The organism is Cytobacillus eiseniae, from assembly GCF_017874625.1.
In the GTDB taxonomy this organism is placed as follows: Bacteria; Bacillota; Bacilli; order Bacillales; family Cytobacillaceae; genus Cytobacillus; species Cytobacillus eiseniae.
In genome coordinates this window covers 62,494-74,892 of record NZ_JAGIKZ010000002.1, presented here as the reverse complement: position 1 = coordinate 74,892, position 12,399 = coordinate 62,494, and the positions used below count along the sequence as shown (strand labels likewise).

The window sequence follows — 12,399 nt, the reverse complement described above, 5'->3', positions numbered from 1 at the left end:
TTTTGATAACCATTCTATAAATGTATAGCCACTCCAGATAATAAGCTGCATTAACAGCGTTGTATATACCTTCATTATTCTCACCGCCAAAATAATTCTGTTGCATCCAGACAATCATTGCACGAAGTATATTCTTGTATTAATAATATATGTAGAAAGGCAGCATCTTATTTTTCATTTCTGTAACATTTAAGTGACAAGTACCTAATCTGAATTTTCCTATGATAAAATACTCCTATTATTTAATAAGGTGAGGAATGGAAAATGAAAGGGTTATTACTAACAATTATCGCTTTTCTCTTTTTTGTCACCTCTTCCTGTAATCAATTAGAACCAAATATCGATTGGATGATCAAACATAATATAAAACAACTTATATTTTTCACAGATGAAAAGGCTTATAAACAGGAAGCTTCTTATTATGATGCAATTATTGAACTAAAAAAGGAATTTCCGAACGAGATAAAAAACATGGTCATCATAACTGCACCAAATGCTAAAAAATATTTTAATGTATTTGACATTCAAAGCTGCCCAGCCATTCTGCTCATATATAATGAAGAAGTGATAGTAAAAGTTGATGGTGACGCAACTGTAAATCAAATTGTCAATCCGATAGCAAAAGTGCTCAAAAATAAATAAAAAGCTCCAACGCCTTGTAAAAGGCGTTGGAGCTTTTTATTTATTTTGCTGTTTTCACAAATATTATTGCTTATAAAGATAAAGTTGGGTAAAGGTTGATTTCCTCTCCAGGTTACTCCCTTTCCGAGGGGTGGGCGCTGAGACTCCTCGGTGCAATCGCTCCTGCATAAGTCACAGCTGTCCCACGCATCCCGCAGGAATTGAGTAGACTTCTTAGAATTCACACCGCACGAAGGAAATGCGACAGCATTTTCGAGGAGTCTCGCACCTTCCGCTCCAATCAACCGACCTAGTTGGTCAAACACTTAATTCAAAAGCAGCAATCTTTTAGAAAAGAGCCTATTTATTTTACGATATGAATCGGTGTTCCAAGAGCAACTTCTGCTGCTTCCATCGTAATTTCACTTAATGTTGGATGTGCATGAATTGTCATAGCTAAATCTTCAGCAGTCATTCCTGCTTCAATCGCTAATCCTAATTCAGAAACGATATCTGAAGCACTTGCACCAGCAATTTGGGCTCCAATAACAAGACCATCATCTTTTCTTGTTATTAGCTTCACAAATCCATCAGTTGCGTCCAGCGCTAGTGCACGACCGTTAGCCGCAAATGGGAATTTCGCTGCTTTCACTTCAATTCCCTCTTCTTTTGCTTGGCTCTCCGTGTAGCCGACAGTTGCAAGTTCTGGATCTGAGAAAACAACCGCTGGAATACCTAAATAATCAATCTCCGAATTATGTCCAGAAATGACCTCTGCAGCAATTTTTCCTTCATAAGAAGCTTTATGAGCTAATTGTGGTCCTTTAACAATATCTCCAATTGCGAAAATATTGTTTACACTCGTGCGGCATTGTTTATCAATTTCAATGAGGCCACGATCTGTCATCTTAATGCCAACCTGTTCCAATCCGATTTCATCAGTATTTGGGCGACGTCCAACCATAACGAATACATAATCAGCATCAACAGACTTTTCTTCTCCTGCTACCTCGTATTTCACCGTTACGCCATTCTCAGTTTCTTCCACACCTTTAGCCAGTGCTTTAGTTACAATTTCCGCGCCTTTATTTTTAAGTGATCGTTTCACAAGTGTTGACATTTGCTTTTCGAATCCAACAAGAATATCATCAGCACCTTCAAGAATCGTTACTTGTGAGCCAAAGCTTGCATAGGCACCACCAAGTTCAATCCCAATGACCCCACCGCCGATAACAACGATTTTCTTAGGGATTTCTTGAAGAGAGAGCGCACCAGTTGAATCAAGAACACGCTTAGAATATTTGAATATTGGCAGTTCAATTGGACGGGAACCTGTTGCAATAATTGCATGTTTGAATGTATAAGTTTGTGCTGAGTTTTCATCCATTACCCGAAGTGTGTTCGCATCAACAAAGTATGCTTCTCCGCGTACAATATCAATTTTATTGCCTTTTAAAAGCCCTTCAACTCCACCGGTAAGTTTCTTCACAACACCAGCTTTAAACTCCTGAACCTTTGTAAAATCAACTGTTACATTTTCAGCAATAATCCCCATTGCATCTGAATGTTTTGCATTTTCATATCGATGTCCTGCAGAAATTAATGCCTTTGATGGAATACAGCCAACATTTAAGCATACGCCACCAAGATTCGCTTTTTCTACGATTGTCACTTTTTGACCTAGCTGTGCCGCACGAATCGCTGCAACATAACCTCCAGGGCCAGAACCTATGACAAGAGTATCAGTTTCGATTGGAAAGTCTCCTACTACCATAATTTATGCCTCCATTAGTAATAGTTCTGGGTCGTTTAATAAACGTTTAATATGATTCAATGCATTCTGAGCTGTTGCACCATCAATGATTCGATGGTCAAAGCTTAATGACAGAGCAAGGACTGGTGCAGCAATAATTTCTCCATCTTTCACGATTGGCTTTTCTGCAATTCGACCAATTCCTAAAATCGCTACTTCAGGGTGGTTAATAACAGGTGTAAACCATTGCCCGCCAGCAGAACCAATATTTGTAATCGTGCATGACGCACCCTTCATTTCGTCAGGTGCAAGCTTGCCATCACGTGCTTTAGTAGCTAGCTCGTTAATTTCATTTGAAATAGCAAACGTAGATTTACGGTCAGCGTCCTTAACAACAGGTACTAATAACCCTTTATCTGTATCTGCTGCAATTCCAATATTATAATAATGCTTATGAACGATTTCACTAGTAGCATCATCAATTGATGTATTTAAAGTTGGGAATTCACGCAGTGCACTTGTTAACGCTTTAACAACATACGGTAAAAACGTTAGTTTAATTCCCTTGCTTGCAGCAACTTCTTTGAATTTTTTACGATGTGCAACAAGTTTTGTTACATCAATTTCATCCATTAATGTAACATGTGGTGCTGTTTGCTTTGAATTTACCATTGCCTTAGCTATCGCCTTACGGATGCCACTCATTTTCTCGCGAGTTTCTGGATATTGCCCTTGTGGAATGGCTTGTTTCTCTGCTTGCACTGCTGGTACTGCTTGTGCTTCTGTGCTTTGTTCAGCCTGTTCTTGTGCCACAGCTTGATTGCCGCCATTTAAGAATGAATCAATATCCGCTTTTAAAATACGGCCATTTTTTCCGCTGCCTGCTACTTGCTGTACATTCACACCATTGTCTCGTGCATATTTTCTAACCGATGGCATCGCAATAATGCGACGATTCGAATCAGCGTCTCCCTGTGTAGGAGCTGTATTAGTTGCAGCTAGTGCAGCAGTAGATTCTTTTTGAGCAGACTCCACTACAGCTTCTTTTGAATCTTCCTTTTTATCTTCTTTCTCGTCTGATTCATCACCTTTGAATTTAAGGTCTTCGTAACCTGGCGCATCAAAAGTAATAAGTACTTGACCTACAGTTGCGACCGTCCCTTCACCGACTAGAATTTCTTCGACAGTTCCGGCAACAGGAGATGGAATTTCAACAACCGCTTTATCATTTTGGACTTCACATAATACATCGTCTTCTTGTACTTGATCACCTGATTTTACAAACCATTTGACGATTTCACCTTCATGAATCCCTTCACCAATGTCAGGTAATTTAAATTGAAATGACACTCGGAATCATCCTCCTACACTTACTAGATGTGAGAGTGAAATCATCGGCCTACTAGTCCCGTTTTTTCACTCTCAATAAAAGTTAAAATTATATTTTATACAAGCTTAGAAAGTTAATACTTTCTTCCCGGTTTCAATAATATCCTTGTAGTTCGGAAGCCATACTGTTTCTGCTTGCGGGAAAGCAAATACTGTATCTGGTGCTGCCACACGAAGGACTGGTGCTTCTAGGCTAAGAATCGCACGATCATTAATTTCTGCTACCACATTTGCAGCAATCCCAGCTTGCTTTTGCGCTTCTTGAACAACGATTGCTCGACCAGTTTTTTCAACTGAAGCAATAATCGTTTCAATATCAATCGGTGAAACTGTACGTAAATCAATCACTTCAGCAGAATATCCTTCTTTTTCAAGTTCTTCAGCCGCTTTTAAAGCTTCGTGAACCATTGCACCGTATGTGATAATTGATAAATCATTTCCTTCACGCTTAATATCAGCTTTACCTAATGGGATTGTATATTCCTCTTCAGGTACTTCTTGACGGAAAGAACGATATAGTTTCATATGCTCAAGATAAATAACTGGATCATTATCACGAATTGCAGAAATCAATAATCCTTTTGCATCATAAGGTGTTGATGGAATAACAACCTTTAAGCCGGGCTGCTGGGCCATTAACCCTTCTAAACTATCTGCATGCATTTCAGGGGTATGTACGCCTCCCCCAAATGGTGAACGAATAGTAACTGGTGAATTGTAACGGCCGCCAGAACGATATCGCATACGCGCAAGCTGACCAGAAATGGAATCCATTACTTCATAAACAAATCCAAAGAATTGGATTTCAGGTACTGGACGGTAGCCTTGTAAACCAAGACCAACTGCTAAACCGCCGATTCCTGATTCAGCTAGTGGTGTATCAAATACACGGTCTTCGCCAAATTCATTTTGAAGGCCTTCAGTTGCACGGAACACGCCACCATTTACGCCCACATCTTCACCGAATACTAATACATTCGGATCATTGCGCAATTCAGTGCGTAATGCATCTGTAATTGCCTGAATCATTGTCATTTGTGCCATGGCTTACTTCGACTCCTTTTCTTTATATATTTCATATTGTTCTTTTAAGTTATAAGGCATTTCTTCATGCATAATCGAAATTAAATCTGTCACCTTTTGCTTAGGTGTATCATCTGCCTGTTTAATAGCTACTTTAATATCTTCTTTTGCTTTTTCAATTACTTCATTTTCTTTATTTTCATCCCAAAGTCCTTTATCCTCTAGGAATTTACGGAAACGTACAAGTGGATCCTTCTTTTCCCACTCATTATCAAGATCTGATGTTCTATATCGTGTTGGGTCATCCCCAGCCATTGTATGTGGACCATAACGATAAGTAAGGGTTTCAATTAATGTTGGTCCTTCACCATTTACTGCGCGCTCACGTGCTTCGCGAACTGCTACATATACAGCAAGCGGATCCATCCCATCTACTTGAATACCAGGAATCCCAGCTGCAACTGCTTTTTGTGCTAAGGTTTTAGCTGCAGTTTGCTTGCTGACAGGTGTTGAAATAGCAAAACGGTTATTTTGAACGATGAAAATAGCTGGTGCATTGAATGCTCCTGCAAAGTTAATTCCTTCATAGAAGTCCCCTTGCGAAGTTCCTCCATCACCTGTATAAGTTACTGCAACAGATTGCTTTCCGCGTTTCTTCATCCCTAATGCAACACCAGCAGTCTGAATGTATTGTGCACCGATAATAATTTGCGGTGCGATCAAGTTTACACCTTCAGGAATATTTCCACCTTCATAATGTCCGCGTGACCATAAGAAAGCTTGTGATAATGGCAGGCCATGCCAAATCATTTGTGGAACATCACGATATCCTGGTAAAATGAAATCTTCTTTTTCTAAAGCAAATTGTGAAGCTAATTGAGATGCCTCTTGTCCTGCAGTAGGTGCGTAGAAACCAAGTCTACCTTGTCTATTTAATGATATCGAGCGCTGATCTAGAATTCGAGTGTAGACCATACGACGCATTAATTCTTGAAGCTGTTCATCACTTAAATCAGGCATTGCTGATTCATTAACAACCTTACCCTCTTCATTTATAATTTGTAGTGTTTGAAATTGTTCTTCCACTTTTTCGAACTGCTCTTTCACATCGAATCGAGCATTCTTTGTTTTAGAAGCCATTTTAGTCACCCTTTCCTTTCTTTAAAAAAGACGTTAATAGAGTTTAGTACACAGAATCTAGATTGCCCAAAAAGAAGTCAATTTAAAAAAACTCAGAAAGAAAGCATTTCTTGTATACCCTTTAATTTAAACGTCTGTATGTTATTATCCACTACCATCATATTCTGTATTAGTATTTTTTGCAACTAAATTGATACACATTTATTAATAGATTTTTCTTTTTATTTAAAAAGTACGTTATAAATCTGTTTATATACCGTTTTTTCACCATTTCCACCTTTTTTATAATAATCGAATAACTTATATCTGTATTATCACTTCAGCAAACGTGTTATATAAAATTAATCAATTGCCAAAATGTGTTATAACACATCGATAGAATGAGTTCGCTATTCCTGACTCTGAACAAACACTTCAAATCATATAAATCAGCATATACAATAAAAACCAGCATCCATTTGGACACTGGTCATTTACTACTCTTATTCTGTTTCAATTTTCAATCCTGATTCTTTGTAGAAGGCTAATTTCGTTTCATTATACTTTTCTGTTTTCTCATTAAATCTTTTATTATCTTCGAGGATTTTTTCATAAACAGCATTAATTTTCGTAATTTGTGAATCTAATTGCTCCATTTGAATCTCTTCATTTTGAAACATTGTGTATAGTTCTTTGTCTAATTCTACGCCTTCAGAATAATGCTGATATAATTGATCATGAATTTCATATCGTTCAATCATTATTTCATATAGCTCATTTGCTTTATCTTTCAATGCCGATTCTTCTATTTCCATTATAAGAGGAGAGATCGTTTGAAATTCTTTTTGAGAAGCATTAATGCTTTCCTGTTCTTTATCCATATGTTCCTTGCGTTTATCAACAATTACGATCGCATCGTTAGAAAGCTGATTGATTTTTTCAAATTCCTTCATTCCTAATGAAATAATCTGATCATATATTTTCTTTTCCTGTTTCTCCAATTCAACTAGTGGCTCCTGTTGTTCCTTGAATCCTTCCTCTGAAGAAACCACTTTTTCGAGAATTTCATACATCTTATCAACAGGTGTTTGTTTATTGAGGCATCCTGCTAACAATAAAGCTCCAATTACAATGAGAAAAAAAAGGCAGCTTTTGCGGGAATTTGACACGTTTTGACCTCCTTAACTAGTAACAATCCCTACTATATAGGTTGTTTCAAAATTTGGCAATAGTCTTGTTTTCGCTCAATTCTTACGAAAAAACGATAGACTTGTCCCATTTCATATCCTATTCAAAATATTTTTCATTTATGTCTTAGGCATGGGCCTACACATAAAAAATGCAAATGACATAGGCTATACTAATCGTCCAACTGACAGATAAATACCCTTGCTATGGACGATAATCTAACTTTTTAGGGAGGTTATCCATCATGTACGGATATGGCGGATATGGTTATAACTGTTGCTATCCAAGTAATTCAGGTGGATTCGGCAGAGGATTTGCATTAGTTGTTGTCTTGTTTATTTTACTGATTATTGTAGGATGCTCTTGCTGGAGATAAACATATCGAAATCAATATAGAAGCATAACACCCCCCTCTATAGAAGGCATCATATATATGTGCCTTCTCTTTATATTAACATTTCTCAGATGATTTGATAGACTAAGAAATATGACCCGCATTACTTATACAATTGAATAGTTATCGATATAAAGGAGAGAGAGTATCATGATTACAATGGAAAATATAATTCGAGATGGGCACCCAACACTCAGGGAAGTCGCTAAGGAAGTTACTCTCCCCCCATCAGAGGAAGAGATTCAAACACTGAAAAGCATGCTGGAGTTTTTAATTAATAGTCAAAATCCAGAAATAGCAGAGAAATATGGCCTTCGTTCTGGAATTGGTCTGGCTGCGCCACAAATAAATATAGCAAAAAGAATGATCGCTATTTACCTAAAGGATGAAAATGAAAAGATACATAGCTATGCACTCTTCAACCCTAAAATCATCAGTCATTCTGTTGAAGGAGCGTACCTTTCTGCAGGTGAAGGCTGTCTTTCAGTTGATGAAGCAATTCCTGGTTTTGTCCCTAGACACGCCCGCATAACCGTTAAAGGTATAGCAATTGATGGGACCGAAGTAAAAGTAAGATTGAAAGGCTTACTCGCTATCGTCTTCCAACATGAGATTGATCATCTAAACGGAGTTATGTTCTATGACCATATTGATTCAAAAAATCCATTAAAACCAATTGAAAATGCACTTCCACTTGATCGATAAAATATATTTGAAATGTGTATGTGTATTTCAAATGAATTTAACAGAACAAATGCGCAAGCGCCTTGATCACCCCCGACAAGCACAAGACGAGCCTCACGGAAAGGTGTCCTTTACCTTTCTGGGAGGATTGGCTTGTGACCTCGAGGGGGTAGGCGCTGGAGCTGGACGCAGAACTTGTCGCAAAGGTGTCCACAACATTTAAATTTATATTTCCCTATACAACAAAAAAAGCCTGAACACATTTTGTTCAGGCTCTTCTCTTTAGATTAAATCCAACTTCTTTAAACCATTCCATATGCCATCTTCATCTACAGATGTTGTCGTTAGATCCGCAGCTTTTTTTACTTGTTCCGATGAATTCCCCATCGCAACACCTGTTCCTACTGTTTGAAGCATCTCAATATCATTCAACCCATCACCAAAGGCATATACGTCTTCCATACGGAAGCCAAGTCGATTTATCATCCGCTTAATTCCCTCTGCTTTTGAGCCCCCAGCTGGAAGTACATCTGTGGAATATTTGTGCCAGCGTATAAAGTGGGAATTAGGAAAATTCCTTTCATAAAGCTCATCAAACTCTTCCTCACAAAAAACAAGGGATTGGTAAATATCTCGGTCTATGTAATAATCAGCATTCACCATTGGATATGGGAATTTCAAACTACTAATACTTGTATGTATAAATTCATGATCAGGTACCGTTGCACTCATCGCTAATTCATCTAGAAAAACCATTGGATGCTCTTTCTCTTTTGTGAAATGCAGTAGCTTCTCAATTTCTTTTGTTTGCATTGGATTTTTATAGATAACCTCATTTTCAAATACCACATATTGACCATTAAAGCTAATATAGGAGTCAATATCTAATTCTCCACGTAAACTTTCATACATAAATGGGGCTCTTCCTGTTGCAATCGCAACAAACACACCATTTTGCTTTAATTGTTCAATTGCCTTCTTTGTTAAAGCCGGCAATTGCTTATTCCGATCCAATAATGTCCCATCTATATCAAAAAAAACAATCTTGCTCATATTTTATAACCTTCCTTTTTTATTACAGACTATCCAGTGCTGTTTATATTCTTATGACACTATCACACTAATGGTTGAATGAAAAAATGTCAATTTAACATAATTACCCATGAGAGATATACCAATATCCTCATATAATAATATTAATAAATAAAGGGTATGAAGGCAGTATATTTTCATTATTAATACCATATTCGCTTTACATTGGACAAGGATGGTATAAAATAGTAAGTAAGGAGATGATCCTCATGTTAAAAAAGCTAAGAAAAAAGCTTTTAAAACAATGGAGAGATTTACTTCGAAAAAAAACAATTGCCTAATCATTTTTGAGCCCTTCAAATTTGTGAAGGGCTCCTTCGTTATCTGAAAGCAAAAGCTAGTTATTACCCATCAAAGGTATCCATAAAATAAAAAATAATTGGTTATTTAAACTTAAATAAGAAAAAACATGTAAAACATGTTAATTTTTTATATAATAGAAAAAGTTATATCGGAATAAGGAGAGATAGTAGATGATTTTCAAAGTTTATTTTCAGGATTCAAAAACGCAAGTACCCGTTCGTGAAAAAACAAAAACGATTTATCTTGAAGGGAAATCTGAAAGAGATGTAAGGATTAAATTAAAAAATAAACCTTATAATATTGAGTTTATAACTGGTCTTGAAGGTGCGTTTCTAGAATACGAAAAACAGAATGAAGATTTTAAAGTATTGGAGATCGAATAAATATGAAATTTGTTAAAAATGATCAAACAGCGGTTTTCGCTTTAGGCGGACTTGGCGAAATCGGAAAAAACACGTATGCCGTTCAATTCCAGGATGAAATTATCTTAATTGATGCGGGCATCAAATTTCCTGAGGATGAACTTCTTGGGATTGATTATGTCATTCCTGATTACACGTATTTAGTAAAAAATGAAGATAAAATTAAAGGTCTTTTCATTACCCATGGACATGAGGACCATATCGGCGGCATACCCTATTTACTAAGAGAAGTAAATATTCCTGTCTACGGCGGAAAACTGGCATTAGGCTTACTTAAAAACAAATTAGAAGAGCATGGTTTACTTAGAAGAACGACAATGCACGAAATTAAAGAGGATGATGTAATTAAATTCCGAAAGACATCTGTATCCTTTTTCCGTACGACACATAGTATCCCTGACTCTTATGGGATTGTTGTTAAGACACCTCCTGGACAAGTCGTTCATACAGGAGATTTTAAGTTTGATTTCACTCCAGTTGGTGAACCAGCAAACTTAACAAAAATGGCTGAGATCGGAAAAGAAGGCGTCCTTTGTTTACTATCAGATAGTACGAACAGTGAGATTCCCGAATTCACAATGTCTGAAAGAAGAGTGGGAGAAAGCATCCATGATATTTTCCGCAAAGTAGAAGGACGTGTGATATTTGCTACTTTTGCATCAAATATCCATAGACTTCAGCAAGTAACAGAAGCAGCCGTACAAAACGGAAGAAAAATTGCTGTTTTCGGACGCAGTATGGAAGCCGCAATCAACATCGGACAAGAGCTTGGCTATATTAGTGCACCTAAAGATACTTTCATTGATGCACAACAAATCAATCGCCTACCAGCTAATCAAGTAACGATTTTATGTACGGGTAGTCAAGGTGAATCAATGGCAGCTCTTTCTAGGATTGCCAATGGCACACATCGTCAGATTCAAATTATTCCTGGAGATACTGTTGTCTTTTCATCTTCACCAATTCCAGGAAACACAATTAGTGTAAGCAGAACAATTGATAGACTTTCTCGTGCAGGTGCAGAAGTAATCTACGGTAAATTAAGTGATATTCACACATCAGGTCATGGTGGTCAAGAAGAACAGAAGCTAATGCTTCGACTAATCAAACCAAAATTCTTTATGCCGATCCATGGTGAATATAGAATGCAAAAAATGCATGCAAAATTAGCTGTTGATTGTGGGGTTGAAGAAGAAAACTGCTTCATTATGGATAATGGGGAAGTTCTTGCTTTAAGCGATAATGCAGCACAGATTGCTGGGAAGATCCCATCTGGTTCTGTATATATTGATGGAAGCGGCATCGGTGATATCGGAAATATAGTATTAAGAGATCGCCGTATTCTTTCAGAAGAAGGATTAGTTGTCGTCGTTGTAAGCATTAATATGAAGGACTTCAAAATTGCAGCTGGCCCAGATTTAATTTCTCGCGGGTTTGTCTATATGAGAGAATCTGGTGATTTAATTAATGATGCACAATCGCTTATTACGAAGCATTTAAACAAGGTAATGGAACGTAAAACGACGCAATGGTCAGAAATTAAAAATGAAATTACTGATACTCTTGCACCTTTCTTATACGAAAAAACAAAACGCCGTCCAATGATTTTACCTATTATTATGGAAGTATGATTTGTGAACAGACTAAATCTTATGATTTAGTCTGTTTTTACTTTGCCTTATTTTTATTGCATAAAAAGGAAACTAATTATTCCTTTAAACGTACTTTTAATTAGGAAGAAAAATATTGAAACGAGGGGAGAAAGTATGAAAAAGCCTTTTTTATTATTTATATTATTTACTTTATTATTAGGTTTAATTGGGTGCAGCAGCAAAGAATCTGTAAGCGAGGATGATATATTGAAACTAGTAAAAGATTACAAAACAGTACAATATAACATCAAAGACCCTTCAAATCCGCCAACAGAAATTGAAATAGGCGAAAAAGTGAAGAATTACTTTTCGGAAAAAGAATTTGAAAAACAAATGGCAAACAGAGTTTTTGCAACAGGGCCTTTAATTGCAAAAAAAACAAATAAAAGCATCGAATTAGAAGATATTGTGCTTGAAGAAGAAAAGAAAAAGGAAGACGGATCCATCGATTATAATTATATTTTAAAATTGAAGTTTTATGATGAGAATTCCAGTGAAACGATTGAGAAAAAAGGGCAATTAACGATCAAAGAATTAACCATCACTCGCGATTGGGAAGAAAGGACAACTAAGATAGGAAATGAAGTTTTTTAAAGACTGTTTTCTATTTAGAATCTAATTGATAAAGGGTGAATTCGTTAATGGGATGCTCCCTTTTTTGTGGACACTCCTGCATAAGCCTCAGCTGTCTTACGTATCTCTTACGGGACATTGAATCAGTTTTTTGAAAAGACACCACACGAAGGAAATACGAAAGCA

12 protein-coding genes are annotated in these 12,399 nt (G+C 36.8%); 6 read left to right on the top strand and 6 right to left on the bottom strand.

Annotation, left to right across the window (positions count from 1 at the left end; all coding sequences use genetic code 11):
* The first annotated feature begins 264 nt into the window (after positions 1-264).
* Positions 265-642 (top strand): hypothetical protein, encoded by a 378-nt coding sequence (locus tag J2Z40_RS02535; RefSeq protein ID WP_066393209.1) that lies wholly within the window; start codon positions 265-267, stop codon positions 640-642.
* A gap of 343 nt (positions 643-985) precedes the next feature.
* Here J2Z40_RS02535 and lpdA read toward each other — a convergent pair whose 3' ends face one another.
* The 5 genes from lpdA to J2Z40_RS02510 all read right to left on the bottom strand — a co-directional run bounded on the left by lpdA (position 986) and on the right by J2Z40_RS02510 (position 7,074).
* Positions 986-2,395: a dihydrolipoyl dehydrogenase gene (lpdA, locus tag J2Z40_RS02530; protein ID WP_066393208.1), complete on the bottom strand. Its 1,410-nt coding sequence runs from the start codon at positions 2,393-2,395 to the stop codon at positions 986-988.
* 3 nt (positions 2,396-2,398) lie between these two features.
* Positions 2,399-3,724, bottom strand: a complete 1,326-nt coding sequence (locus J2Z40_RS02525; RefSeq protein ID WP_066393206.1) for a 2-oxo acid dehydrogenase subunit E2 — start codon at positions 3,722-3,724, stop codon at positions 2,399-2,401.
* A gap of 105 nt (positions 3,725-3,829) precedes the next feature.
* Complete coding sequence (locus J2Z40_RS02520; protein ID WP_209795144.1) at positions 3,830-4,807, bottom strand: alpha-ketoacid dehydrogenase subunit beta; 978 nt, start codon at positions 4,805-4,807, stop codon at positions 3,830-3,832.
* A 3-nt stretch (positions 4,808-4,810) separates the two neighbouring features.
* Positions 4,811-5,926 carry a pyruvate dehydrogenase (acetyl-transferring) E1 component subunit alpha gene (pdhA, locus tag J2Z40_RS02515; protein ID WP_066393202.1) on the bottom strand — a complete coding sequence of 372 codons (1,116 nt, stop codon included), beginning with the start codon at positions 5,924-5,926 and terminating at the stop codon, positions 4,811-4,813.
* Positions 5,927-6,408: 482 nt separating this feature from the next.
* On the bottom strand, positions 6,409-7,074 hold the full coding sequence (locus J2Z40_RS02510) for a YkyA family protein (protein ID WP_066393199.1): 666 nt from the start codon (positions 7,072-7,074) through the stop codon (positions 6,409-6,411).
* A 263-nt stretch (positions 7,075-7,337) separates the two neighbouring features.
* Here J2Z40_RS02510 and J2Z40_RS02505 point away from each other — a divergent pair, with 263 nt between their 5' ends.
* Positions 7,338-7,469 (top strand): YjcZ family sporulation protein, encoded by a 132-nt coding sequence (locus J2Z40_RS02505; RefSeq protein WP_083953871.1) that lies wholly within the window; start codon positions 7,338-7,340, stop codon positions 7,467-7,469.
* Positions 7,470-7,637: 168 nt separating this feature from the next.
* Entirely contained in the window at positions 7,638-8,192 is a 555-nt protein-coding gene (gene def, locus J2Z40_RS02500; protein ID WP_066393195.1) for a peptide deformylase, read from the top strand.
* A gap of 261 nt (positions 8,193-8,453) precedes the next feature.
* Here def and J2Z40_RS02495 read toward each other — a convergent pair whose 3' ends face one another.
* Complete coding sequence (locus tag J2Z40_RS02495; RefSeq protein WP_066393193.1) at positions 8,454-9,224, bottom strand: Cof-type HAD-IIB family hydrolase; 771 nt, start codon at positions 9,222-9,224, stop codon at positions 8,454-8,456.
* Positions 9,225-9,736: 512 nt separating this feature from the next.
* On the opposite strand from J2Z40_RS02495, the gene J2Z40_RS02490 reads away from it, so the two are divergent.
* From J2Z40_RS02490 to J2Z40_RS02480, 3 genes are all read left to right on the top strand, one after another.
* Positions 9,737-9,949, top strand: coding sequence for a DNA-dependent RNA polymerase subunit epsilon (locus tag J2Z40_RS02490; RefSeq protein WP_066393188.1), 213 nt, complete (start codon positions 9,737-9,739; stop codon positions 9,947-9,949).
* 2 nt (positions 9,950-9,951) lie between these two features.
* Positions 9,952-11,619, top strand: coding sequence for a ribonuclease J1 (rnjA, locus tag J2Z40_RS02485; RefSeq protein ID WP_066393185.1), 1,668 nt, complete (start codon positions 9,952-9,954; stop codon positions 11,617-11,619).
* A 135-nt stretch (positions 11,620-11,754) separates the two neighbouring features.
* Positions 11,755-12,234, top strand: coding sequence for a hypothetical protein (locus tag J2Z40_RS02480; RefSeq protein ID WP_066393182.1), 480 nt, complete (start codon positions 11,755-11,757; stop codon positions 12,232-12,234).
* Positions 12,235-12,399: the final 165 nt, after the last annotated feature.

Bases quoted from the DNA above. Each gene is read 5' to 3' on its own strand.
- pdhA (WP_066393202.1), bottom strand. From the start codon at position 5,926: ATGGCTTCTAAAACAAAGAATGCTCGATTCGATGTGAAAGAGCAGTTC.
- J2Z40_RS02490 (WP_066393188.1), top strand. From the start codon at position 9,737: ATGATTTTCAAAGTTTATTTTCAGGATTCAAAAACGCAAGTACCCGTT.
- def (WP_066393195.1), top strand. From the start codon at position 7,638: ATGATTACAATGGAAAATATAATTCGAGATGGGCACCCAACACTCAGG.
- J2Z40_RS02495 (WP_066393193.1), bottom strand. From the start codon at position 9,224: ATGAGCAAGATTGTTTTTTTTGATATAGATGGGACATTATTGGATCGG.
- lpdA (WP_066393208.1), bottom strand. From the start codon at position 2,395: ATGGTAGTAGGAGACTTTCCAATCGAAACTGATACTCTTGTCATAGGT.
- J2Z40_RS02505 (WP_083953871.1), top strand. From the start codon at position 7,338: ATGTACGGATATGGCGGATATGGTTATAACTGTTGCTATCCAAGTAAT.
- J2Z40_RS02535 (WP_066393209.1), top strand. From the start codon at position 265: ATGAAAGGGTTATTACTAACAATTATCGCTTTTCTCTTTTTTGTCACC.
- rnjA (WP_066393185.1), top strand. From the start codon at position 9,952: ATGAAATTTGTTAAAAATGATCAAACAGCGGTTTTCGCTTTAGGCGGA.
- J2Z40_RS02480 (WP_066393182.1), top strand. From the start codon at position 11,755: ATGAAAAAGCCTTTTTTATTATTTATATTATTTACTTTATTATTAGGT.
- J2Z40_RS02520 (WP_209795144.1), bottom strand. From the start codon at position 4,807: ATGGCACAAATGACAATGATTCAGGCAATTACAGATGCATTACGCACT.